At 41.7% G+C, this 25,403-nt stretch carries 24 protein-coding genes, 1 other RNA gene and 1 riboswitch; of the genes, 15 read left to right on the top strand and 10 right to left on the bottom strand.

All coding sequences use genetic code 11. The features are described from left to right. Nucleotides 1–42: 42 nt before the first annotated feature. The 4 genes from EWE74_RS04620 to EWE74_RS04605 form a co-directional block, all read right to left on the bottom strand. Nucleotides 43–1,878 (bottom strand): mechanosensitive ion channel domain-containing protein, encoded by a 1,836-nt coding sequence (locus EWE74_RS04620; protein ID WP_130140328.1) that lies wholly within the window; start codon nt 1,876–1,878, stop codon nt 43–45. Nucleotides 1,879–1,916: 38 nt separating this feature from the next. After that, complete coding sequence (locus EWE74_RS04615) at nt 1,917–3,242, bottom strand: MATE family efflux transporter (protein ID WP_130140327.1); 1,326 nt, start codon at nt 3,240–3,242, stop codon at nt 1,917–1,919. Between the two features lie 29 nt (nt 3,243–3,271). Then, nucleotides 3,272–3,583, bottom strand: a complete 312-nt coding sequence (locus tag EWE74_RS04610) for a hypothetical protein (protein WP_130140326.1) — start codon at nt 3,581–3,583, stop codon at nt 3,272–3,274. Between the two features lie 95 nt (nt 3,584–3,678). Further along, entirely contained in the window at nt 3,679–4,884 is a 1,206-nt protein-coding gene (locus EWE74_RS04605; RefSeq protein WP_130140325.1) for a multidrug effflux MFS transporter, read from the bottom strand. 123 nt (nt 4,885–5,007) lie between these two features. On the opposite strand from EWE74_RS04605, the gene EWE74_RS04600 reads away from it, so the two are divergent. The 10 genes from EWE74_RS04600 to EWE74_RS04555 all read left to right on the top strand — a co-directional run bounded on the left by EWE74_RS04600 (nt 5,008) and on the right by EWE74_RS04555 (nt 16,506). Beyond that, a complete protein-coding gene (locus EWE74_RS04600; protein WP_130140324.1) occupies nt 5,008–8,346 on the top strand; it encodes a DEAD/DEAH box helicase in 3,339 nt (1,112 codons plus the stop codon). A 17-nt stretch (nt 8,347–8,363) separates the two neighbouring features. Beyond that, a riboswitch (TPP riboswitch) is annotated at nt 8,364–8,461 on the top strand. A 66-nt stretch (nt 8,462–8,527) separates the two neighbouring features. Further along, entirely contained in the window at nt 8,528–8,734 is a 207-nt protein-coding gene (gene thiS, locus EWE74_RS04595; protein WP_130140323.1) for a sulfur carrier protein ThiS, read from the top strand. Between the two features lie 26 nt (nt 8,735–8,760). Continuing rightward, nucleotides 8,761–10,575 carry a phosphomethylpyrimidine synthase ThiC gene (gene thiC / locus EWE74_RS04590; RefSeq protein ID WP_165384640.1) on the top strand — a complete coding sequence of 605 codons (1,815 nt, stop codon included), beginning with the start codon at nt 8,761–8,763 and terminating at the stop codon, nt 10,573–10,575. Then, on the top strand, nt 10,572–11,180 hold the full coding sequence (locus EWE74_RS04585; RefSeq protein WP_130140321.1) for a thiamine phosphate synthase: 609 nt from the start codon (nt 10,572–10,574) through the stop codon (nt 11,178–11,180). The genes thiC and EWE74_RS04585 overlap by 4 nt, the downstream gene beginning before the upstream one ends. Further along, on the top strand, nt 11,167–11,787 hold the full coding sequence (thiE, locus tag EWE74_RS04580) for a thiamine phosphate synthase (RefSeq protein ID WP_239018553.1): 621 nt from the start codon (nt 11,167–11,169) through the stop codon (nt 11,785–11,787). The genes EWE74_RS04585 and thiE overlap by 14 nt, the downstream gene beginning before the upstream one ends. Further along, nucleotides 11,784–12,557 (top strand): thiazole synthase, encoded by a 774-nt coding sequence (locus EWE74_RS04575; RefSeq protein ID WP_130140320.1) that lies wholly within the window; start codon nt 11,784–11,786, stop codon nt 12,555–12,557. Before thiE ends, EWE74_RS04575 begins: the two co-directional genes overlap by 4 nt. An 8-nt stretch (nt 12,558–12,565) precedes the next feature. Then, nucleotides 12,566–13,675 carry a 2-iminoacetate synthase ThiH gene (thiH, locus tag EWE74_RS04570; protein WP_130140319.1) on the top strand — a complete coding sequence of 370 codons (1,110 nt, stop codon included), beginning with the start codon at nt 12,566–12,568 and terminating at the stop codon, nt 13,673–13,675. A gap of 13 nt (nt 13,676–13,688) precedes the next feature. Continuing rightward, nucleotides 13,689–14,399 carry a HesA/MoeB/ThiF family protein gene (locus tag EWE74_RS04565; RefSeq protein WP_130140318.1) on the top strand — a complete coding sequence of 237 codons (711 nt, stop codon included), beginning with the start codon at nt 13,689–13,691 and terminating at the stop codon, nt 14,397–14,399. Between the two features lie 56 nt (nt 14,400–14,455). Continuing rightward, nucleotides 14,456–15,568: an MBL fold metallo-hydrolase gene (locus EWE74_RS04560; RefSeq protein ID WP_239018552.1), complete on the top strand. Its 1,113-nt coding sequence runs from the start codon at nt 14,456–14,458 to the stop codon at nt 15,566–15,568. A gap of 23 nt (nt 15,569–15,591) precedes the next feature. Then, nucleotides 15,592–16,506, top strand: coding sequence for a cysteine hydrolase family protein (locus tag EWE74_RS04555; protein WP_130140317.1), 915 nt, complete (start codon nt 15,592–15,594; stop codon nt 16,504–16,506). Nucleotides 16,507–16,548: 42 nt separating this feature from the next. Here the strand turns inward: EWE74_RS04555 and EWE74_RS21065 are convergent, their stop codons facing one another. After that, the gene (locus EWE74_RS21065; RefSeq protein ID WP_165384639.1) at nt 16,549–17,391 is read right to left on the bottom strand and encodes a hypothetical protein; all 843 of its coding nucleotides are present in this window, start codon (nt 17,389–17,391) and stop codon (nt 16,549–16,551) included. Between the two features lie 94 nt (nt 17,392–17,485). On the opposite strand from EWE74_RS21065, the gene ssrA reads away from it, so the two are divergent. After that, nucleotides 17,486–17,853: a transfer-messenger RNA gene (gene ssrA, locus EWE74_RS04540) on the top strand. Between the two features lie 167 nt (nt 17,854–18,020). Here the strand turns inward: ssrA and EWE74_RS04535 are convergent. Beyond that, a complete protein-coding gene (locus EWE74_RS04535) occupies nt 18,021–18,284 on the bottom strand; it encodes a hypothetical protein (protein ID WP_130140315.1) in 264 nt (87 codons plus the stop codon). A gap of 35 nt (nt 18,285–18,319) precedes the next feature. On the opposite strand from EWE74_RS04535, the gene EWE74_RS04530 reads away from it, so the two are divergent. The 4 genes from EWE74_RS04530 to EWE74_RS04510 all read left to right on the top strand — a co-directional run bounded on the left by EWE74_RS04530 (nt 18,320) and on the right by EWE74_RS04510 (nt 20,683). Next, complete coding sequence (locus EWE74_RS04530) at nt 18,320–18,520, top strand: hypothetical protein (protein ID WP_206365133.1); 201 nt, start codon at nt 18,320–18,322, stop codon at nt 18,518–18,520. A gap of 121 nt (nt 18,521–18,641) precedes the next feature. After that, nucleotides 18,642–19,511 carry a DUF3658 domain-containing protein gene (locus EWE74_RS21180; protein ID WP_206365132.1) on the top strand — a complete coding sequence of 290 codons (870 nt, stop codon included), beginning with the start codon at nt 18,642–18,644 and terminating at the stop codon, nt 19,509–19,511. 110 nt (nt 19,512–19,621) lie between these two features. Next, nucleotides 19,622–20,077, top strand: a complete 456-nt coding sequence (locus tag EWE74_RS04515) for an ASCH domain-containing protein (RefSeq protein ID WP_130140314.1) — start codon at nt 19,622–19,624, stop codon at nt 20,075–20,077. A 126-nt stretch (nt 20,078–20,203) separates the two neighbouring features. After that, nucleotides 20,204–20,683, top strand: a complete 480-nt coding sequence (locus tag EWE74_RS04510; protein WP_130140313.1) for a GNAT family N-acetyltransferase — start codon at nt 20,204–20,206, stop codon at nt 20,681–20,683. Between the two features lie 145 nt (nt 20,684–20,828). On the opposite strand, the gene EWE74_RS04505 is transcribed toward EWE74_RS04510, so the two are convergent. The 4 genes from EWE74_RS04505 to EWE74_RS04490 form a co-directional block, all read right to left on the bottom strand. After that, the gene (locus EWE74_RS04505) at nt 20,829–21,440 is read right to left on the bottom strand and encodes a hypothetical protein (protein WP_130140312.1); all 612 of its coding nucleotides are present in this window, start codon (nt 21,438–21,440) and stop codon (nt 20,829–20,831) included. A gap of 300 nt (nt 21,441–21,740) precedes the next feature. Next, nucleotides 21,741–22,661, bottom strand: a complete 921-nt coding sequence (locus tag EWE74_RS04500; RefSeq protein WP_130140311.1) for a helix-turn-helix domain-containing protein — start codon at nt 22,659–22,661, stop codon at nt 21,741–21,743. A gap of 94 nt (nt 22,662–22,755) precedes the next feature. Further along, on the bottom strand, nt 22,756–23,742 hold the full coding sequence (locus EWE74_RS04495; protein WP_130140310.1) for an aldo/keto reductase: 987 nt from the start codon (nt 23,740–23,742) through the stop codon (nt 22,756–22,758). A 198-nt stretch (nt 23,743–23,940) separates the two neighbouring features. After that, nucleotides 23,941–25,389, bottom strand: a complete 1,449-nt coding sequence (locus EWE74_RS04490; RefSeq protein WP_130140309.1) for an SH3 domain-containing protein — start codon at nt 25,387–25,389, stop codon at nt 23,941–23,943. Nucleotides 25,390–25,403: the final 14 nt, after the last annotated feature.

Raw genomic sequence — 25,403 nt, 5'->3', positions numbered from 1 at the left:
TTACAGGCTTTGTTATGAAATATGGTAATCCTTATGTAATACCTATTCTTTGCGAATGTCTTTATCTTTCTTAAATGCTATCGGCATATCGAGCTCTGAACCATCACGGACAGCACGGAAATGTGGAGATAAAAGTTCTATTCCGGCAGCATGAAATACATCCAGGATGTGTTTGTGCAATTCAGAGTAGATAGCCGCTTGTTTATGCGGATTTCGTGTATACGCATTGATTTGGTAGGTCACATAAAAATCGTCTAGACTTGTTTGCAGGATAAAAGGTGCGGGAGTCTTTTCTAATAAATCTACTTGTTCACACGCTTTTTTAGCCAACTCGTGTACATCCTGCCAAGGGATTTCATACGCCATGGTAATATTTGTATATATAATTAATGGGTTCTCTGCGACGTCCATACTATAATTGATCGTATGGCTGTTCATTACTTGGGAATTTGGAACGGAAATGACTTCATTCTTAACCGTACGGATACGGGTTACCAATAAACTTTTTTCAATAATGTCGCCTGAAACATCACCAATCTTTACGCGGTCACCAATAGAAAACGAACGCATATAGGTTAATAGAAGACCCGCTATGATATTGCCCAGTGCGCCTGCAGAACTGAACGTGAAAAGAATACCAATAAAGACAGAGACACCTTTAAATATTGGCGTGTCGGCTCCCGGAAAGTACGGAAATATGATAATCAGCAAGAAAGCGAATAGTAACACGCGGACAATCTGATAAGTAGGCAATGCCCACTCTTTATAAAATCCGGGGAAATTCAATACGCCATTGTGTATTTCCTGGGCAAAGAAGCGGAGCATTTTCAATAGATACCTAAAAATAATACAAATAACGAGTATTGTTATCAAATTAGGTAGGTAGCGGACCACAGCTTGGGCAACATCTTTGATGGGTTTGATAAAGTACCCCAACAGGATAGGGGCATAGCCCTCCGTCGTTGGGAACAGGTTGAGCAATATCGGAAGTGCGAGATAAACCGACGTTAAGATAAGTATCCACTTCACGAAGTTGAGAAGCGTCCAGATGAACTTTATCTGCCGCTTAGCGGAAACTAGCTCATAACCTTTTATACGGAAACCTTGGAAAAGATGACCTCGTAATAAGAGTAATCGTTTTTTGATCCACTTTATCATTTTTCCGATGCCGCTAATAATGAGTGCCGCGGCGAGTATAATGATAACGGCAAAGAGAACTCCTAACGCTATTTTTCGTAGGCTGGTATCTTCTCGATATTGGACGATACTATCTTTGATATTCTTTAGATATGTGTTTGCCAACTGCGCTGTTTGAAGATCAGCCCACATGGCATCCTCATCACCTATGCTGGCAATCATCTGGTCTTCCCAATAAACGATCCAATTGGTTTCGTTCTGCTCCAGACGTAAGGAGTCTACGTCAAATTTGTAATTGTCCGCAAGCGAGCGGATTCGGTTCTCGACAGCGGCTGCCCGCTCTTGCGGGGTGTAACTACCAACTTGGATATATACCGTAAATATGGTGTCTCGGAAAGGTACGACGGGTACACCTTTGTTTAACGTACGAAGCGAGTCTACCGCTTGCTTTCTTTTCGCAAATAGAATAGAATCTCGGCTTCTTAATATGTTGATTTCTTGTAAAAGACGCTGCCGCTCGTTGTCTCCTTGTGTCGATAGGGAGATGAGTTGTGCTTCGAGTTTCTTCCGTTGAAGTGAATCTTGCTTTTGCTGTTCGCGTATTTGGAGAAGATCATGCGCTTTGGAAGATATTTCTTTCGCTGTATCTGCAAGAGAAACAGCGGTATCCTGCCCCAAAGAGAACTCTATATTACAGATATATACCGTAATGAATAAAAATAATAACCGAATAGAAGACATATTTTATTTGATACTATTCCTATAAATATAGAAAATTGTTAAGTAATTACCATCCCCCGTAATATTTTAGGATAGTATATACCTAGTGTAATGGCCCGCGCGACGACATAAATAATAAAACTAATCCACAATCCTACGTTGCCATAGGGGGGTGTTAACAGTAATGCCGAGCCGATGAAAATAAATAAAGCCATCAGCGTCGCGTTTCGCATTTCCACACTTTTTGTTACCCCGATGAAAATACCATCTAATTGGAAGGCGGCGGAAGATAATGCAATGTAGATGGCAGCATACAAACTGTGGGCAGAAGCTATAGCTTGAACTTGCATATCTTTAGTGAGCAGCGAAATGAGTAAATCGCTCAGCGTGTATACGCTGCATGCGAGGATAAGTGCAGTAATGCCTGCCAAAACACTGGAATGCCGTACCTGCTCTATAAAATAGGCTTTATCCTTTGCTCCGTAAGCTTTGCCCGTTAACATTTCGGCAACATGGGCGTAGCCATCCAAGAAGAAGGCAGAAAGCGATACAAATTGCAACAGGACATGATTGGCTGCTAAAACTTGATCACCGAAATCTGCTCCCTGATTGGCAAACCAAGCAAAGCCACTAAGGAGAGCCAAGGTGCGAATCATGATATCGCCATTGACTTTAAATAATGCAATAAGTTTTTCTTTATTAAAAATACGAGACTGCAACTGCTGCAAGCGAAGGGATAGAGCCTGTAGCTGCATCTTTTTGATGAGTAGGTAAGCAGCAAAAAACAATGTAGACCATTCGGCTATAACCGTACCGAACGCGATGCCGCGAACGCCAAGGTCGTATCCTACGACAAAAAGTACATTGAGCAGGATATTGAGTCCGTTAAGAAATAATTGTACGAACAGGAGGTGCTTTGTCCAGCCCATTCCGATAAGTGTACCTAATAACGTGAAGGTAATTAATGTAGCCGGAGCTCCCCAAATACGGATATAGAAGTAGTCTCTTACAAGGATTTTAATTTCATCGCTTGCTTTCAATAAACTGATGGACGTTTCGCCAATCAATCGTTGGAGTATAATAAGAAGTATACCGATTCCTGCTCCTGTTAATACAGCACGAAACAATAAAGCATGCGTTTCGTCTACATCGTTGGCGCCAGCAGCTTGTGATACAAAACCAGTTGTACCCATCCGGAGAAAGCCAAACCCCCAATACACAAAATTAAAAATTAATGATGCCAAAGCTATGGCCCCCAAGTCGACGGCGGCTCCGGTTTGTCCTATGGCAGCAGTATCCGCCAAACCCAACAAGGGAACGGAAGCGTTTGCCAGAATAACCGGAAACGCGAGTTTGATAATCCGGATGTAGTTCTTATGAAACATGACCGGCCAAACTTACATAATATCTTTCTTTAATTAGATTCGTCTCTGGTATTGAATTCGTTAAATATCGTTGTAAATTCGGCTTTTTGTCTGTCGTCAATATCGGGGTCAAAAGATACAGTAACTTCATAATCATTTAGCACACGTCCCTCGGGAAGAGTGGCGGCTATATGATCCATGTGGTCTTCAATCGCTTCCCTGATATCACTTTTGTCTGTTACCGATTCCTCTGCTATAGCGATTTCTGTGCTGTTTTCTGTTTGATCGTTCAATGCCCATTTTAGCTGTTTAAATTGCGTTTGATAAAACGACGTCGCATTAATATTTAGTGTACTTTTCATCTATTTTACATTTCGGTTTCTTATTTAGAGAACAAAAAATAACAGAAATAGTTTATTCCCGTATGGCTTTCACCCAGGATTTAAAATAAATTTTCCTACGTATGACTTATACGTTTATCAACCAGTAAATAGATCAGACAGGCGATTGATGCACTAACACACATAACGGTGACCATGGGCACCATCGTGCCATTATGGAAATAACTGACAGAAGCGGAAGTCAATGCCCCTAAGGCCATTTGGATACAACCTAAAAGTGCAGAAGCAATTCCGGCAAGTCTTCCAAAAGGTGCCAAAGCCAAAGCGGAGGTGTTTGGGAAGATAAAGCCTTGACTACATAAGAAAAGGCAAATAAGAACCAGTAGTATATAGAGATTCATGCCGCCCAATAGGGTGATAGTGACAAGCAGTATTCCGGCAGATGCTTGTAATAGGCTGGCCTTTTTTGAAATCCCTTCGCTATTCCATTTATTGAGCAAAATGCGGTTAAGCTGGGTAGCCATAATCAACGAGGAAGCGACTAATGCAAATGCCGCTCCATATTGGGCTTCGGACAAACCAAATAAACGCTGTAGAACAAAAGGTGAACCAGATAGGTAGGCATATAGTCCACTCGACGCAAAGCCACCGACAGCAGCGTATAGAAGAAATGTCGGATTCCGAAAAACATGCCAAAAATCCGTTATAATATACTTGGGGCGTAGAGACATTTTCTTATCGCCTTGATATGTCTCCGGTAAGATAAAAATGACACTTAACAAGATTAAAAGGGCAAGTATGGCTAGTATAACAAAAATGATGTGCCAATCAAAGTTGGTCAATACAAAAGCTCCCACGCTTGGCGCCACAATAGGAGAAATACCGATCACCAACATCAGCATGCTAAATACCTTAGCGGCTTCCCGCGGTTCAAAAATATCCCTTACCATGGCGCGGCTGGCGACCATGCCCGAACAGCTGCCCAAGGCTTGTAGAAATCGTAAGAAAATAAGCTGGTTAGGTTCCTTCGTATACGCACATAATACAGACGCCACGATATAAATTACCAGACCGATTAGAAGTGGGCTTTTCCGCCCAAATTTGTCCAGCAGTGGGCCATAAATAAGTTGGCCGAAAGCAATTCCGATAAAGAAGGAGGTCAGCGAAAGTTGTATATGTTCAATAGTTGTTTCGAAATTTAAGGCGATGGTTTCGAAAGCGGGGAGATACATGTCTATCGAAAATGGACCGATAGCTGATAGTAGACCTAATGTTAATAATATCGCAAAACGCTTTTTTCGGGAAACGGCATTAATGTTCATGTGTGGAATGTGTCTTTGTCGTGGGATAATGTCGGCACAAAATTAAGATATTATATCTGATAAGATACCTGCTATTTTATGAAAATTTGGTAACTTATTTAAAATATAGTTCATTTGTATTTCATGACTGAATTACCAAAAGAGTACACATTAGCCAATACAAACATAGAATGTCTTTCGGTGTTTGAGTTGCTTAAACATACCGCAAGTGGAGATTTTATCGAGAAGCGTGATTTTCAGGATATTTCTGTTATTTCAATAGTATTGAATGCAGGTGTATTCACGAAAAGAAAGGTGGTGGGGTTTCCGAATGTAGCGGTCAGTCAGGTGGGGCATGCCATTCTATCTTCTTGTTCTTGTGGACAAGCTTTTTCTACATTGTGTCCACATCAGGCTGAAATCATCTATGCTATTCTGGAACGAAAGGACTATCGTATTTTCTTTGACAAGGTGGTTAGAAACAACGTATTGTTGACGCATGCAAAGCATTACGGTTTGGAAAATGAGCCGCATTTAGATACTTATTTCCAGTTGAGCCATCAAGAAGGAAAACTTCGCATCGAAACCAAGATAAAAGAGTTACTCCCTATAGATGAACAGCTTTTTAGAAAAAATCTGATACCCCAAAAACAATCCATTTTAAAGGATTTTAATGCAAAGGACATCTGTAAAAAACAGCTATTGGTGATCGGTAGACATCGCTATTACCAACAATTGAATTTCCTGCTGATGGAAACCGATGTTACACAATCCGGCAAAATCAAGAATCCGATTGCGAATATAGATCCGATAAAGCTTGTTTGGAAAGCGGATGACCCACAGGAAATTAAATTCTATACCGCCCTTACGACTTTTCAACATACGTATAGTGAAGACCACACGGAAGCGGAACGGGAAGCATTAAAACTGATCGTTAAAAATCCATTAGACTTGGAGGTTTACTATCACGATCGAGATATTTCAGAAACGGTTACAGCAAAGTCATTATTGCCTGTTGAATTAGCGGTGCTAAAAGCTGAAATACGGTTGCGGGTGTTTAAAAAAGAACCATTTTACGAGGTTACGGGAGAGTTAGAATTTAGCGATACGTCGCTTCCATTTAAGAATACCGTTATTCGGCATGATTATTTCGTTTACCATAAACAGGTTTTCTATTTCGTGGACCACCCGGATATGCTTCGGGTGATTAAATTCTTCAAATCGAATAATGAAATTTTGCTCATACACGCTTCAAAATATGAGGAATTTCTTCAAACGGTACTTGCACCATTAGAGGAGTTGCTACATATTGATTATAGCTATGTACGCGTTGCGACACCGGTACAATTGGCGGAAAAAAGCTTCGAAACCGAGCCTATCATATACTTGCAACAAGAAGGAAACTACGTGTCAATTACGCCAGTAATGAAATACGGTGCTATCGAGATTCCGGTGTATTCCCAGAAACAACTGTTAGATACGGACCAGAATGGAAACGAATATAAAATTGAACGGGATAAAGAAGTGGAAGAACGTCTTACGTCACTTGTAATGCAACAACACCCCGATTTTCGGGAACAAATGCAAGGGCATGAATATTTCTATTTGCACAAAGATCAGTTTTTGGATGAAGATTGGTTTCTGGAAGCCTTTGAGGTATGGCGGGCAAAAGGAATTACCATATTGGGTTTCCATGAGCTTAAAAGTAATAGGCTAAATTCACACCGGGCGAAGATAAGTATCGAGGTGATCAGTGGCGTAGATTGGTTTAACGCCAAATTGAAAGTGCGTTTTGGGAAAAATAACACCAGCTTAAAGCAGGTGTACCGTGCGATTCGGAACAAAAGCAAATTTGTGCAGTTGGATGACGGCACACAAGGGATTTTGCCGGACGAGTGGATAGCCAAAATTTCCCGTTATTTTCAAATAGGAGAAATCGACAAGGAGTTGCTGAAAATCCCAAAAATCAACTTTTCCGAGGTAACAAAGCTATTTGAAAACGATGTTTTGAGCGAGGAAGTGCAAACCGAAATCCTAGCTTATCAAGAGCAATTCGCTGCGCATAAAAGTTTTTCAGCGGTTTCGGTACCCATTACGTTACAGGCTCAATTGCGGGATTATCAACGGGAGGGACTGAAATGGCTAAACTTTTTGGATAACCTTAATTTTGGAGGGTGCCTTGCCGATGATATGGGGTTAGGGAAAACCTTGCAAATTATTGCCTTTATCTTAACGCAACGGGAAAAATATGGACATACAACGAATCTGGTCATTGTGCCGACATCTTTGTTATTCAACTGGCAGGAAGAATTATCTAAATTTGCACCGTCTATAAGGACATTATTGCACTACGGAGCGGAAAGGGATAAAAGTGTCGAGGAGATGAACCAATACGAAGTGGTATTGACCAGTTACGGGATGCTGCTGTCGGATATCCGTTTTTTGAAAACGTTTCGTTTTAATTATATCTTTCTGGATGAATCGCAAGCTATCAAGAATCCAAGTTCTGAACGATACAAAGCTGCTCGATTGTTGCAATCGCGGAATAAAATCGTATTGACAGGAACACCTATTGAAAATAACACGTTTGACCTCTATGGGCAGCTTTCGTTTGCTTGTCCGGGATTGCTAGGAAGTAAGCAATATTTTAGAGATACATATGCTATCCCGATTGATAAGTTTGAATACAATAAGCGCGCAATAGAGCTTCAAGAGAAGATTAAACCCTTTATTCTACGCCGAACGAAAAAGCAAGTTGCGACAGAATTGCCCGAAAAAACGGAGATGATCATTTATTGTGAAATGAATGCGGAGCAACGTCGGGTTTATGATGCCTACGAACGGGAATTACGGGAATTTATCTCGGCGACTGATGAGCGTGAAGTCCGTAAAAACAGCATGCACGTATTGACAGGGTTAACCAAGCTCCGCCAGATTTGCAACTCGCCGGTGTTGCTAAAAGAAGGTCATTCGGGCGATAACGCCGTTAAAATAGACGTGTTGACCGAGCAAATTGAAAACCAATTTAGAGAGCATAAAATCCTGGTTTTTTCGCAGTTTGTGGAGATGCTCGACTTGGTTAAGGTGCAACTTGAACGAAAAGATATTCCGTTTGTCTACTTGACCGGGCAAACAAAAGATAGGGGTACGCAAGTACAAAATTTCCAAACAGACGAAAATATACGGGTATTCCTAATCAGCCTGAAAGCGGGTGGGGTAGGGCTCAACCTTACAGAAGCTGATTATGTCTATATCGTTGATCCCTGGTGGAATCCGGCCGTGGAGAATCAAGCAATAGACCGTAGCTACCGTATCGGACAGCGTAAAAATGTGGTGGCCGTTCGGCTCATCTGTTCGGACACGGTCGAGGAAAAAATTATAAACCTGCAAAAGAAAAAGAACAAGTTAGCCGAAGAGTTAATTAAGACCGATAAATCTTTTGTTAACGGGTTATCAAAGCATGAATTGTTGGAGTTGTTCTAAAAAAGTACTATCTTAGCATCGCACTTTAGGGGTGTCTGCGTGATAGCAGACTGAGATTTTACCCTTTGAACCTGATCCGGATCATACTGGCGTAGGGAAAAGTAAGATGTCTTCATCGATGCGTTCTGCATTGCCGTAGCCATTCCTAAAGTTTTATTTATAGAATAAAATGTCAACAGGAATGGAACTTACAATCAATCATCAGCAAAAGTTTTTCAAAGAAGCCGCGGTTTCGCTCGCGGAATTAATGCAATGGGAAGCCCCCGGAAAATCCAAAGGTATTGCCGTAGCCGTTAATAACCAAGTTGTGCCCAAAACGCAATGGGCTTCTACTGTATTGCAAGACAGTGATTCTATTCTCATCATTACCGCTACGCAAGGGGGTTAATTTATCAACTATCAAATCAGCATATTATGATTAAGCAAACCATCACACACAAGCCATTTCCGAACTCCAAAAAGGTTTACGTCGAAGGAAAACTCTTCCCGATTAAGGTCGCTATGCGCGAGATTGCGCAACACCCAACGAGATTGAGTACAGGAGAATTAGAACTTAATCCACCGATAACCGTGTATGATACTTCGGGGCCCTATACAGATGAACATGCGGATATTGATGTTCGCAAAGGTCTTGCCAGGATTCGCGAACAGTGGATACTGGATAGGGGAGATGCGCAGGTGCTGGACAGTATCAGTTCCGAATATGGAAAAGCACGGTTGGCTGATCAAAGCCTAGATGAGCTTCGTTTTGAATATAGCCATCAACCGAAAGTTGCCAAGGAGGGAGGTAATGTAACGCAGCTGCACTATGCCAGAAAAGGAATGATTACGCCCGAAATGGAATATATCGCCATTCGCGAAAACCAGCGTATAGCGCAATTGGAAGCAGCCAGTACAGCGATGCGGCAGCAACATGCCGGTCACAGTTTTGGGGCACGCACACCCAAACAAAAAATTACACCGGAATTTGTGCGTGACGAAATTGCAGCAGGAAGAGCTATTATCCCCAACAATATCAACCACCCCGAAAGCGAACCGATGATTATTGGCCGTAATTTTCTCGTGAAGATAAATGCCAATATCGGAAACAGTGCGGTTTCATCCAGCATCGAGGAAGAGGTGGAAAAAGCCGTATGGGCCTGTCGTTGGGGAGCGGACACCATTATGGATTTATCCACCGGAAAGAATATCCACGAAACCAGAGAGTGGATTATCCGTAATTCACCGGTACCGATCGGAACAGTACCGATTTATCAAGCGTTGGAGAAAGTAAAAGGCATTGCCGAAGATTTAACGTGGGAAGTCTTTAGAGATACGTTAATAGAGCAGGCGGAACAGGGCGTGTCGTATTTTACTATTCATGCCGGTGTACTTTTGCGATATATCCATTTGACGGCTGAACGGGTGACGGGTATTGTTTCCCGCGGCGGCTCTATCATGGCGAAATGGTGTCTATTCCATCACAAAGAGAATTTTTTATATACGCATTTCGAAGAAATCTGTGAAATCATGAAGCGCTATGATGTGGCCTTTTCGCTGGGCGATGGCCTACGTCCAGGCTCCATTGCTGACGCCAACGATGCGGCCCAGTTTGCCGAACTGGAAACCTTGGGAGAGTTGACTAAAATTGCTTGGAAGCACGATGTGCAGGTGATGATCGAAGGGCCTGGACATGTGCCTATGCATATGATTAAGGAGAATATGGATAAGCAACTAGCGGAGTGCGATGAAGCGCCTTTTTATACGTTGGGTCCATTGACTACGGATATTGCTCCAGGATACGATCATATTACGTCTGCTATTGGAGCGGCTATGATTGGCTGGTATGGTTGTGCGATGTTATGTTACGTGACTCCGAAGGAACATCTGGGGCTACCCAATAAAAAAGATGTGAAAGATGGCGTGATTACCTACAAACTGGCAGCCCATGCAGCTGATTTGGCGAAGGGACATCCGGGAGCTCAATATCGGGATAACGCACTGAGCAAAGCAAGGTTTGAGTTCCGCTGGGAAGACCAGTTCAACTTGTCACTCGATCCGGATACCGCGCGAGAATTCCACGATGAGACGCTACCGGCAGATGGCGCCAAGGTAGCGCATTTCTGTTCGATGTGTGGTCCCAAATTCTGTTCGATGAAAATCACACAAGAGATTAGGGATGTGGCCAGAGATGGAATGGTAGAGAAATCGAAAGAATTTATAGAACAAGGCAAAGAAATCTATCTATGATCATACTGCTATCGCCGGAACAACCCGTAACGGATGAATCAGCGATTGTCAATACGCTTTTGGAACGCGGACTATCGCTGTTTCATATCCGGAAATATCAGCTTACCGACACGGAAATGGTGGCGTATGTGAACGATATAAATAGGGACTATAGGAAGCAATTGGTGCTACATTCGCATTTTCACTTGGCAAACGAACTCGGTATCGAGCGCTTGCATGTTCGGGAAGAAGACCGGAAGCAGCATAAACAGCGAGCATTCACGACTGGGTTTACCCTATCTACGTCGGTTCACGCCATCACAACCTTCAATACCTTGGATACTATATGGGACTATGCTTTTTTATCACCGGTTTTTCCCAGTATCTCTAAAAAAGGATACGGCATAACCCATACCGTTTTGGACGATTTGCGTCTGCACTGCAATCCGCACGTGCGACTCGTCGGATTAGGCGGTATAGATGAACAGAACTATAGACAGGTTTTTACGGCAGGAGCAGATGCGATAGCCCTATTGGGCGCTATTTGGAACAGTCCGCAGCCGATACAGATATTTGACACGATACATAAAGACATCCAGAAGGAGCTTCATCATGATGCAAAGTAAACTACAATATATATCACAAGGAACGACGGCCAAAGAACAAACATATAATATCCTGCAAGCTTTGGATCACGGAGCGGATTGGATTCAGCTGCGCTGGAAAACGGCTACCGATGAAGAGCGCGTAAAGCTCGCCGAGCAGGTAAGACAACGATGTCAGGATTATCAAGCAACCTACATCATTAATGATAGCATTCCTATCGCAAAACAGGTAGATGCCGATGGTGTGCATTTGGGATTGGACGACGAGGGAATTGAAAAGGCACGGTATGTTTTGGGTAAGGGAAAGATTATCGGCGGTACAGCCAATACGATAGCAGATGTTACAAAAAGAATCGACGAGGGGTGCAACTATATCGGCTTAGGACCATATCGAACGACGAGCACCAAGGAGAAATTGAGCCCGATATTGGGAATTGAAGGTTATCGGAAGATCATTCTTTACTTAAAAGAACACGAGATCGATTTTCCACCCATTTATGCCATCGGAGGGATTGATCTAACCGATATCCAATCCTTGTTGGAAGAAGGAATTTATGGTGTCGCTATATCCAAGGCTATAACCGATACGCCTATACTTGTTTCTGATTTTAAAAAACTATTACGATGAATACATTAACTATAGCAGATAAAACGTTTAACTCCAGGCTTTTTTTAGGAACAGGGAAGTTTGGTAGATTAGAAGAGATGACAGAAGCCGTCCGTAGTTCCGGATCGGAATTGGTAACCATGGCCTTGAAGCGTGTGGACTTACAGTCGGATTCGGATGATTTGCTACAGGCGTTACAAATTCCCGACGTCAATCTATTGCCGAATACTTCCGGTGCGAGAAATGCCGAAGAGGCTGTTTTAGCGGCGCAACTGGCTCGAGAGGCGTTGGAGACCAACTGGGTGAAATTGGAAATCCATCCCGATCCAAGGTACCTGCTGCCTGATCCGATAGAGACGCTCAAGGCTACCGAATTATTGGCAAAAGAGGGTTTTGTCGTGATGCCTTATATTCATGCCGATCCTGTCTTGTGCAAAAGATTAGAAGATGCCGGTACGGCCGTGGTGATGCCGCTCGGTGCTCCGATTGGCAGTAACAAAGGTTTGTTGACCTTAGATTTTCTGGAAATCATTATGGAACAAAGCAACGTTCCCGTAGTCATCGATGCGGGAATCGGTGCGCCTTCGGATGCGGCGAAAGCCATGGAGATTGGAGCCGATGCAGTTCTGGTCAATACAGCCATCGCGGTTGCAAACGATCCGACGGCGATGGCGATAGCATTTAAAGAAGCGGTCATTGCCGGACGAAGAGCTTATGAGGCCGGTTTGGCTGCGTCGCATGCAGTTGCGGTGCCATCAAGCCCTTTGACGGATTTTTTGCTACATAAATAACGGAGAAAATGCAATCATTTGAAAATACATTTCATCAATATAGCTGGACTTTCGTTCACGATCGCATCTACAGTGTTCGTAAAGCAGATGTACAGCGCAGTCTGCACAAGACTAAAAAAACAATAGATGATTTTTTAGTGCTGTTGTCGCCCGCGGCGAGTTATTCGCTGGAAGAGATGGCTCAGTTGACGCAACAACTCACCCAAAAGAGATTTGGAAAAACCATACAACTGTATGCACCGCTGTACCTGAGCAATGAATGTCAGAATATCTGTACGTATTGTGGTTTTAGCATGGATAACCAAATTAAACGCAGAACCTTGAGCAGTATCGAGATTATGCAAGAGGCCGCTGCGCTGAAAGCCATGGGGGTAAATCACGTCCTCTTAGTCAGCGGCGAAGCCAATAAAACGGTGGGTATAGATTATTTTCTCAAGGCAATAAAGCTGTTACGCCCGCATTTTGCACATATCTCCATCGAAGTCCAACCGTTATCGCGAGAGGAGTATGAAGCCGTGCATCAAGCGGGCGTGCACGCCGTATTGGTGTATCAGGAAACCTACCATGAAGAGGTGTATAAGCGCTATCACCCAAAAGGGAAAAAATCAAACTTCGCGTTCCGCTTGGATACACCCGATAGGATAGGGCAGGCGGGATTGCACAAAATAGGTCTAGGCGTTTTGTTGGGCTTGGAAGATTGGCGGGTAGACAGTTTCTTCAACGCGCTGCATATCGATTATCTGCAAAAAACGTATTGGCAGACGAAATATTCCGTTTCCTTTCCACGTTTGCGGCCAGCTGAAGGTATTATAGAACCCAACTTTATCATGGAAGATCGGGATTTGCTGCAGCTGATCTGTGCTTATAGGATCTGGAACGCAGATTTGGAGATTTCTATTTCGACCCGGGAGAATGAAAAATTCCGAAACCATATCATTTCACTGGGTGCTACGACGATGAGTGCGGCATCGAAAACCAATCCTGGAGGATATGTAGTGGATCCGCAATCCTTGGAACAGTTCGAAACCAGCGACGAACGTAGCATGGACGAAGTGCGAAAGGTTATTTATCGGGCAGGATACGAACCCGTCATGAAAGATTGGGATACGTATTGGTAATTAGAAAAGAAAGATGCAGGCAAACGATGTATTTAAGCGCTATAGCAGACAGATATTTATCGAGGAGGTAGGTGTAGAAGGCCAGCGGAAGATTGGCAATGCCAAGGTTCTCGTCGTCGGCGCAGGCGGATTGGGCAGCCCGGTTATACAGTATTTAGCAGCCGCAGGCGTCGGTACGCTGGCGGTTGTTGACTTTGACGAAGTTGAAATACATAACCTCAACAGGCAGGTCATTCATCGCGAAAGTACGGTTGGAAAATCCAAGACGGAGAGCGCTGCTGGTTTTATAAGGGATTTTAATAGCCATATTACCTTCGTTCCGGTCTGTCAAAAAATAGACGCAGAAAATGTCCAAGATGTCATCCGTGATTACGATATTGTGGTGGATGGTTCCGATAATTTTACAACGCGCTATATCGTGAATGATGCCTGTGTAATGCTGAATAAACCACTGGTTTACGGTAGTATTTTCGCTTTTGAAGGACAGGTAGCTGTTTTTAATTTTCAGGGGAGTAAAAATCTCCGGGATGTATTTCCAGAGGCGCCCAATCCCGAAGATGTGCCTAATTGTGATCGTAATGGCGTATTGGGCCCACTTCCTGGCATCGTGGGTACCATGATGTCCATGCAGATACTTAAAATGATTACGGGCTTACCCATAGTGAGTAACCAACTTACTATTGTCGATACCTTAAACTGGAATTTTATGACAATTACATTTTGATACTCCCGGATTATGACTTTTAGATGAGACATATTCCATTAATTTTGGCTGCATCAATGAAAAAGTTTTTAATTCGAAGTATGCAGATTCTACTTGTCCTCATTATACTGATCGTTATCGGTGGACTTATATACCTGCGACATGATCGCTTCGGTGCAAATGCTACCGGGAATCGTCTTGCGCTGATGGAAAGCAAACCCAATTATCAAAACGGCGCGTTTGATAACCTAGAGCCTACGCCGGCACTAGCAGAAGGAGTTACTTATCGGGATATTATCAGAGCATTCTTCTTTACCAAAAAGGTGCGCAATGTACCTCAAGATTCCATACCTGTCGTCAAAACTGACTTGCACACTCTTCCCGTGGACAGTAACCTTTACGTATGGTTTGGTCATTCCTCGTATTTTATCCAACTCGATGGAAAGAAAATTTTAGTAGACCCTGTATTCAGCAAATACGCTACACCTATACGTATTAATGTGCGTGCTTTCAACAGCACGTATAACTACACGGTTCAGGATATGCCGGAAATAGATATACTTTTTATTACACATGATCATTGGGATCATTTGGATTACAATACGTTTATGAAGCTTAAGCATAAAGTTAAACATATCGTCACTGGTCTAGGGGTAGGAGCACACTTGGAAAAATGGGGATATCCAGCCAATCAGATTACCGAATTGTATTGGGGTGATAGCGTAGAGCTTGATGGTATGCAGATTACTTCTACTACAGCGAGACATTTTTCGGGCCGTACGTTTAAAAGGAATACGACGCTTTGGTCATCATTCGTCCTGAATGGATCTAAAAAGTTATTCTTGGGTGGAGATAGTGGTTATGGTAAGCATTTTAAAAATATCGGGCAGCAATACGGACCATTCGACTTTGCGATTCTGGAAAACGGGCAGTACAATGAAATGTGGCATAATATCCACATGATGCCTGAAGAGGTCGTCACAGCGACACAGGAACTGCAAGCGGCTTATGTGATTCCTGTCCATTCTTCGAAATTTCCACTTGCGAACCACCCTTGGGATGAACCGCTGATCAGAATTACCAAAGCAGCTCAGGAAAGCGATGTGGATGTCATTACTCCACAGATAGGGCAGGTGGTTTATATGGACAGTATTGCATCGAATAGCGCTTGGTGGGAGGGGATTCGGTAATTAAATGTTCACATGTCTATGATATGAAAGCAGCTTACGAAGATATTGTTAACACCAATCATATCGCTTCATTTGTTAGTAGAGAAAATATAGCAGATATCTTGGCGTTAGCGCAACATGAACATATCGCACCTGCTTCGCAAGATGTAAAACGAAGTTTACTTTTAGCTATCGATGTGCAAAATGATTTTATGGAAGGCATAGGCAGTCTGGGCGTAGCAGGCTCGAAAGGAGATGTACGACGTCTAACGAAATGGATGTACCGTAATCTCAAATCGTTGACCGGAGTGATTTGCAGTCTGGATTGCCATTCGATGATGCAAATTTTTCATCCGGTTTGGTGGTTGGATGAGGAGGGGAAGCATCCAGCACCTTTTACAATTATCAGCTATCATGATGTTGTAAACGGAGTCTGGACAGTAGCCAATGGAGAGACGGGACGTTCTTTAGAATACTTGCGTAAGCTGGAATTTGAGGGTAAAAAGCAACTTTGCATTTGGCCGTATCATTGCCTAGAGGGTACATCGGGTGCGAAACTCGAGTCCGAGTTTACAAAGATGTTATATTTTCATGCAGCAGCACGGAACGCTAAGCCTAAATTGGTTTATAAAGGACAAAATCCTTATACCGAAATGTATGGCATCATCAAAGCGGAATACGACCAGGAACACTTTGTAAACCATACCGTGCTTAATGCCATCCGTGCGTATGATGCTATTTTTATCGCTGGCGAGGCTTCGAGCCACTGCGTGTTAGCTTCTGTGGAACAAATTTTGGAGCATTATGCAACCGATAGATCGATTACGTCGCGTATTACGGTGTTGGAAGACTGTATGTCTCCGATTGCCGGTTTTGAAAACAGTACACGACAGCGGTTTGAAGAACTAAAGGATACGTATGGTGTCCAGATCAAAAAATCTACGGAAGTAGCGATATGATAAGAATAGCCACAACTTAAATCGTGGCTATTCTGCAAATTTCTATTTCTTTTTTTTCTTTCCTTTTGTTGCTTTTTTTTCTTTTTTATCCAGTACGTCCTCAATTAGCTTTTTTAATTTTTTCTTGAGTCCACCAAGTGGTTTTTCGTCTTTTACCTTTGTCTTCTTATCAACCGTCTTTTTAGACTTTGGCTTGGTCTTTTTGTTGTCTTTCTTATTTTCCTTTTTATCCTTTTCTTTCTTTTTGCCTGGCTTCACTTGCTCTTTTATTTCACTTTTATAAGATGCCTCTCTAACAAGTTTCTTGGCGTCGGCCGATTTTTGCTTTTTCTGTCCACTTTTTTCAGTTGACGAAGATGTAGAACCCTTTTTTAACTTAGGAGTGTCTTTAATTGCACTATCGGTTTTCGTTGCAGAAGTTGCTTTTGGCGTGCTAGCGGTAGCTGGCTTATTGGGTGTAGCCTTGCTTGCTACGGTAGCCGCAGGCTTTGCTGCACTATCGGTCTTTGGCACTGCAGTTTTCGCTGCAGAAGTTGCTTTTGGCTTGCTAGCGGTAGCTGGCTTATTGGGTGTAGCCTTGCTTGCTGCGGTAGCCGCAGGCTTTGCTGCACTATTGGTTTTTGGCGCTGCAGTTTTCGTTGCAGAAGCTGCTTTTGGTTTGCTAGTGATAGCTGGTTTAGCCTTGCTTGCTGCGGTAGCAGCTGGCTTCGCTGCACTATTGGTTTTTGGCGCTGCAGTTTTCGTTGCAGAAGTTGCTTTTGGCTTGCTAGCGGTAGCGGGTTTAGCAACGGTGGTCTTATCTACGGTTTCTGTAGGTTTTACCGATGACGCCTCTGTTTCTTTAAGCGGTTCATTCTCCGGATTTGATTTCTTTTCTGTAGCCATGAAGATATGTTTAAATAAACTAAAATTATCTGTTTCCGTTCTAAATATAACGAAAACAAATAATTTTTCGTAATTTTGTAAATTATATAATCATGGGGTCGACCGGAATTGACAGGATAGCGATGGTTATGTAAGCATGCAGTGCATTGTTAGTCTAGCACTTTAATCTGAACTTTCAACTTTATAATTGGCGAAGAAAACTACGCCTTAGCTGCTTAAGTTAGACTTAACATAGCTATTTGTCCCGTTAGATCCTGTTCTTTGGTCTAACATCAGGGGCATCGAACTATAGAACTGGCAAGTGTGATGTTGCTAAGCACTTGCGAGATACAGCAACTACGGAGAACGGTATAGGTAAGTTTCTCACCTTCCCTCTCCCGACAACTAAAGAGAAACTAAGCATGTAGAAAGCGTACACTGTACTATGTCTGGACGAGAGTTCGAATCTCTCCGGCTCCACAAAAAAAACATCCTAACAAGGATGTTTTTTTTTGTTAGGAGGGATGAGGACTCGATAAGAGGGTTCGATTCGAAGAAGGTTTAGGCCTTGCGTGCGGGCATTGTGGGACTAAACCAATCTCTCCGACTCCACAAAATAGAAGCTCAACGGAAGTTGGGCTTTTATTTTTTCATAATGAGCTATCATCTTTGAGCAGCCGTCGATCAAAAGAGATTCTATTTACTGGAATACATTTCATCGATTTCAGATATGTGTGATACATGTCTACTGTTACAATCTTGTCTTTCTTTTTCTTCTTCATATCAAATTTATTTTGGTTTACACAAATAAAAACAGCATCATTCACGTACTGAACCAAAACAGCTTGTATAAAACCAGTAGCCTTCGTATCGTACAACGCTATTCTTGTTTTGTGCCATCTCAGATATTTCATATCTTGGACGCTGAATATTTGTTAACTTTGGACTTATGAGTACAACCAACACGACAAACCATATAGGACGAAAAATCAGCGGTATCCGCGAACTGTCGAGGATGAAACAGGAAGCATTAACCAGAGAATTGGGAGTGAGTCAACAGACGGTATTCAATATCGAGAAAAGTGCTGCTATCGACGCAGATTTGTTGGCTCAAGTAACCGAATTCGACCTCAATAGCCAGTTCGGTTAATTACCAACTTACCTTTAATACTGTAGATAAAATTGTCGAATTGTACGAACGTCTTTTTGACGCTGAAGAATCTAAGGTGGAATATTTGGAGAGGTTGCTGAAGGATGATAATTGGACTATAATGTCAAAAAAAGATCTTCACATTACATTTGGTTTTTCTGGAAAGACTCTATTAACTGAAAGTCAGCTAATCGACTCTCATCTAGGGGATATATCAGGTTTTACCGATTCACTTGGTCTTGGTCCACTATGTGACCTTGATGATATGGGTGCAATTGACAAACGGAAATCATGGTGGCAGAATGTTTTGGGATCTATCCAATCCGAAGGAGCGAATAATTTTATCGATGACAATCTGCTTCTCTTAGAAAAAATTACGTCTTCCTATGATCGGTATAGGAATATATATTTATGGCTAGGCGATGATGCCAACGAAAGGATTACTACAGCACGTTTTCTTTACTCTTTGAAGGAATTGTCAGTATCTATTTATAAGCTCAATTTTCGTAATATGGATTTTCGAAATGAAAAAGGGGTAAAATTGAACCTTACTTCCTTACAGGTTATGCGAGCCGAGAATATTTTGGAAGCCGCTAAACACTTTGAAAAGTTAAGTGAAGACGATGTTCAGTATTATGTCTCACTTTGGGAGAATATTCGTGCTAAAGAATCGGTGATACATCTATTCAGTAAATCTGGAAGCTACCTAAGTGGCGACGAGACGTTTTTTGACCAATATCTTTTAAATCGGTGTAGCGATGTGCCCCAAAGGTCTTCTTACGTGGTCGGGTATACGCTCTGTGAAATCTGGGATGAGTTTTGCGATACTTCCGTGGGCGATATATTTCTCTTTTATCGATTGAAAGAACTTGCTAATCTGGGTAAGATTGAGATTTCAAATCCTCATGAAGATGCGGAAAGAGCAGCGATGGTGTTTGATGTTAGGAAAGTTACAGAGGATTACCCCGAGTTTATAACGGATAGTAAATGAGGGGAAGAAAAAGTGCGGGCGTAGCAAATGGTGGCATTGGTTCATTATGGCCACATACTTCCTCTATTTATTTCGTAAATTGTGATAGATCATAGGTTAATTAAATTGATATGACAGATAGTTTTTGGAAAGAATTTCAAAATGAAATGCCGGAATATAGCGGTGTAGAAATACCACCGTTTTATTACTTTTGCGACAACGAAAAGGATGCAAATGAATGTGCCGAACTCGTACGCAAAGGTATTAAACAAGCTACCACACATTCATTGCACGGGTTACAAATCCACGAAGAAAAGCTACCTGCAATCGGAGATATGGCTATCGTGACCGATTGGCATGGAATTCCCCAGGCAATAACCAAAACGGTTAAAGTGGAGGTGGTAATGTTTAAAGATATCACAGCGGAATACGCTTTTATTGAAGGTGAAGGAGATAGAAGCTTAAACTATTGGCAAAAAGTTCATTGGGATTATTACACACGCGAACTCAGTGATAATGGCTTGAAACCGTCCGAAAATATGGAGCTTGTTTGTGAATATTTTGAGGCAATTTGGCCGAAAATCTAGAAAGCATGGATATCCACCCACTCACGCTCCAAGATTTGTCTTCAACTCGTCATCTCCAACCAGAACAACTGAAACCATCCTCGCCTTCATGTTATGAGCAAATTTATAAACTAGATCAAGAAATAAGTGGAGAAAATAGGCGTGAATTATTCTACCGATTCACTTTCCCCTGTTGAGAAAGAAAGCGTTATGAAACTTTGGAATCTGGAGTATCCAGCGAAGTTAGCCTACGATCGGATAGATGATTTTGACAGCTATATCAATGGGTTAGAAAGTCCCACACATATTCTTGTTAAATTAAATAATGAAATTGTTGGATGGGCAACAAAATTTCTTCGCAATCACGAAAAATGGTTTGCAATAATCCTTTCGAGTGCCATCCAAGGTCATCGTATCGGTTCGAAAGTAATGATGCAGTTAAAAGCTAATGAAGAAGTACTTTACGGCTGGGTGATCGACCATAATGATGACAGTAGAATTAACGGTGAACTTTACTTACCTCCGCTAAACTTTTACTTAAAACAAGGATTCGAAATAATAAAGGAACAGCGTTTAGAACTTCCAACGTTATCTGCAGTCAAAATAAGTTGGAAAAATCCTTCCTAAGTTTATTTCGTAAATTGCAACAAAGATTCTACCTCTTCTTTACGAGTCGATATACTATTAGTGAGTTACGGATAAAGATCTACACTCTCCGGCTCCACTACAAGCAAGAATGGGGTTTGAGGGAATATTTTGACAATATTTATTATCATTTTGTGCCAGATTGAACCATTTTAAACTTACCATCGGCTTGCCAAATGTATGTTTGAGTTTCATAAATAGGCTCCTCACTCATCCAATTTATTTTTGTCAGCACAATTTTATCTTTTTCGATTGTACTTGTTTTCATAAATGCCGATTCGGCTGTTTCGTCATATGCTACTTCCAGCCTGTCTATAACTTTATTTTCTTTATTGACTGTAATCAAGTATGTGAACAGCTCATGGTCACCGCTTTGATAGGTTACCACAACAGATGTAAAGTTTTCAGAAAAAGGTATCTTGTAATTTAACCTGAAATTTTTGGTCTCTATATGTTCAGTATTAAAGTTAATACGTTTCAGGTAACCCTTGTCAGGTATTCCTGTTTTCTCAAAATTCTCAAAATTTGTACTGTCAATTATCGGAAAGTGCCTAATGGGAAGGGTTACCAATAAGTCTGATTCAGTAGTAGTAGGTCTTTCGCTTGGTTTTGTGCTTATACTGTCCTTTCCAAGATCTTCTGTTATTGATTCTGTTTCCGGTGTTTTCTTTTCCGTTTTGCCCCCACATGCCAGGAAAAGGAAGGCTGTTATCAAGTATAGGGTAAATAGATCTTTCATTCTGCCATTGTTAAAATCGGTTCTAGTATTCGGCGACCAATCCAAAATAAAGTGTATGATCATCTGTCCAAAATTCCTTTTCTATCACACAGAGCCATTTGCCGGTTTTCTTTTCAAAGATTTCGTTTAACCAAGCCTATTAACATTTTTGATCAATGCAGAAAGTACTGCTAAAGGTATGCCAAATAATCTATTAAAAGCTGGGTAGGGATATTGTTCATCTCATAGAAATGGAATAACTCCCTGATGTCGTACTTAGCGTGACATACAGCTATGTATAAAAATGGTTAATTGAAAGATTTAATTGAACCTTGCCCGAAATTCCAACGGTGTTTGATTCGTTTTGGATTTAAATAAGCGGTTGAACGATTGAGGTTGCTCAAAACCTAATTGGTAGGCGATTTCGGAAACGGAAAGTGATGTAGAACTGAGCATGGTTTTGGCGACATCAATCAGCTTACCCTGGATATGGCTTTGGGCACTTTTACCTGTTGATGTTCTCAGAAGATCGCTTAAGTAATTGGGTGACATGTGTACGGCTTCCGCAAAATATTTCACGTTGGGCAAACCATTTTGCAAATGAAGCTCCTCTTGAAAGTATGCATCCAATAATTCTTCAAACTGAACCACAATAGGTTGCTGATGTGTTTTTCGGGTGATGAATTGCCGGTCGTAAAAACGTTTTCCGTAAACCAGCAACAGATCCAGAAAACTCACGATCGCTTCCTGACTATAACTATCGATTTTACTCTTGTATTCGGTTTCAATGCCTTTAGCAATGGTGTTGCACTGAGCTTTTTCTTCATCTGAAAGAAACAATGCCTCATTGACTTTGTATTCAAAAAAATCATAGCGTTGTATCTTTTTATCCAAAGGAAAAGTACGCAGAAAATCGGGATGAAAATTGATGGTAAAACCATATTTTACTATAGCGGCATTAGGATCTACTTTGATGGTTTGTCCGGGTTTAAAAAAGGACATCGCTCCCTGCGTAAAATCAAAGTGATGTGGACCATACTGTAAAACACAATCTGCACCAGATTTGACACTGATGTTGTATAAATTGGTATGGATGTAGCATGTCTCTTTCGGATGGGAATACGTAATCTTTGAAAAATCGATGATACTAAATAAAGGATGCATCGGTTTTTCTATACCCATCATCTCGTGATAGGAAGCTACAGAGTCGATGTGTATATGTATTTCGTTGGATAGAGCCATTGTTTTACGATGAAATATATTGTGTATAAATTTAGTGATTTATATAACAAAAGAGCTTCCCAGTTGTGAAGAAGCTCTTTTTTAACCTGTTTCCTTATTCAGGAAAATCAAAAGAACGATTACCTGTTTCTGCATTAACGGGAAGTATTTCTTCAATTTTTTGCAATTCAGCTTCCGTAAATCGAATAGTTGTAGCTTCTATATTTTGCTCTACATATTTCACTCTTTTCGTTCCGGGAATAGGCGTAATTCCTTTTTGAATGAGCCAGGCAATGGCTAACTGTGAAGTACTGTATCCCTTTTCATCCGCCATTTTTTCAAGTTCTTTTACTAATTGAATGTTTTTGTAAAATTGTTCTCCTTGAAAACGAGGTATGTTTCTACGAAAATCATCTTCCGGCATATCATCTGGAGATTTTAACTCACCCGTCAAAAAACCTCTGCCTAAAGGTGAATATGCTACTAATCCAATGCCTAATTCGTCAACTGTATTCAATACGCCATTTGTTTCCACATCACGACTGAATAGTGAAACTTCATTTTGAACTGCCGTGATAGGAGCCACAGCATGTGCACGTCTGATCAAATCTGCATCGATCTCAGAAACACCGATGTGTTTTACTTTTCCCGCTTGCACTAATTCTGCCATGGCACCAATCGTTTCTTCGATTGGTACTTTGGGATCGGGGCGGTGCAGATAATATAAATCGATGATGTCTGTATTCAGGTTTTTAAGCGAACGATCGATTGATTTTCTAATGTATTCCGGGCTGGCATTGGTTCTCCAGGTCATCTGACCGTTATCATCTATCTCGTATCCAAATTTCGTTGCGATGATGTATTGGTTACGGTTTCCGGCAATGGCTTTTGCGATCAATTGTTCATTAAAATGTGGACCGTAAAGATCGGCGGTGTCTAGAAAATTTCCACCCAATTCGAGAGAACGATGGATCGTGGCGATAGACTCTTTTTCATCTGCTTTTCCGTACACATCGGCACCTGCTAAGCTTGTCATCCCCATACAGCCTAATCCTACTAAGGGTATTTCAAGTCCTTGACTACCTAATTTTTTTGTTTGCATAACTAATATATTTTGATAGTTCAAAGGTAGAAAGCGAGAAATCAACCCGATGATCCAAATTACGGATATTTGTATCCGAATACATGGTATTAAATTATGATTTGTCACTTAAAGTTGCCAAATCTTAATATGGAAAACAATGCATCGCTAATATTGATCGATTGTGACCATAGTGAAATCCAGTTTTTAGCGAATCGATCAGCAGTAAAAAAAGCATTGGAATAAAATCGGACGACCATTTTCGAAGGTAATCTGATAAAAGCCTGCGTCTCCCAACATGATGCGATAAACATGAGGTGCAAATACTCTATCTACATCAATGAAACGCCCGAATTTTCGGATAAAATCATTTTCAGCGTACGTGCCATCAATGATTTCTTTTCCCACTATCCACGCGTTATCCTTTGTAAGAGCTAGGCTAAAAACGCTTCCTGCTATCTTCTCTTCATTGTATGTCTCAAAAGCTAAGACAACGTCTTTGTCTAGGTAAAAATGTAATGGCTCCCATCCGCACTCGGGGGCGTCCGGGATACTCTTCGCATATTTAAGGCCAATCTGCTGCGCCTGTCGATCCGATATTCTTCCGTCATGCAATATTGTCCCACGAATCCTATAGTGCGCGTCTAACCTGATCCATTCCTGGAGGTATGTGCTATGATCAGGTTTCAACCCAATCTGTTCGGCCAGCAGTAATTCCTGTTCTATATCGATCCGAGGATTTTTTTGTCCTGCCCGATGATACACCTCTTCATACAAGCGCAGCGTTTGTGGTAAATGCTTATGGTTATTTTTCCATGCAATCTCCCGAAGCCGTCCTACGAAGATCAGCTCCCGTTGTAAATCTTTGCCTTCTACAGACTTGTAAGCTTGCCATACATCCTCATATTTAAGCTCTACACCCAGATATTTGGCCTGTATATATTTCGGTTCCCGGTGTCGTGTGTCACCAAAATATACCCATCCATCTTCATATAATGGCCAGTAATCGAAGAATGCCATTTCGTTAATAGCGACCTTGCCCACTACGTTGCATTCGGTCGATGGTCCGCTTCGCACACGCAGCTCCGCAACCTGTACATACCGATGTGGAGACTGAAAGCCCTCTTTGCCACGGTAAAAATATTCAGAAGGTTCGCCGTAGTATTTACTGGCGAATAGCCGACCGACCAGTGGTTGCCGTTCGATAAAGCCGATATCGCCGTTTGAAACCATTACGTGATAGTATGAAGTCGTAGAATCAAGTACGATAATGGCTGCATGGGTTGCAAATACCCCCAAACGCTGTGAGCGCTCACTAGCATCGGAGTAGAGGTATCCCCATGCTGTAGTATATATATAATCATCCCACGAGACTTTTTTTTCCTGTGCTTGGACGGTAAGGCCGAAAAAAGAAGGTAATATAATAAGTATTAAGACGTGAAATAACGACCTATTAACAATTCGTTTTTTGAATATGATACGAATTATGAAAGTGCAGAGGAAAAAACCGATCTGGTACACACAAACCAGCGAACCAGCAGTAAAAAGTAAACCGTGGTATCCTAAAGATTCCAAAAAGAGGTAATTCGTGAGACTATACGTAAATAGCGCACTCAGTATGACTGGTGCTGCCAGTGCGCTGTTGTTTTTGATATTGAGCTTTTGCATTACCCTCAAAAGTA

It is taken from the genome of Sphingobacterium corticibacterium (assembly GCF_004208525.1).
GTDB classification, from domain to species: Bacteria; Bacteroidota; Bacteroidia; order Sphingobacteriales; family Sphingobacteriaceae; genus Sphingobacterium; species Sphingobacterium corticibacterium.
This window is presented reverse-complemented; position numbering and strand designations above follow the sequence as displayed.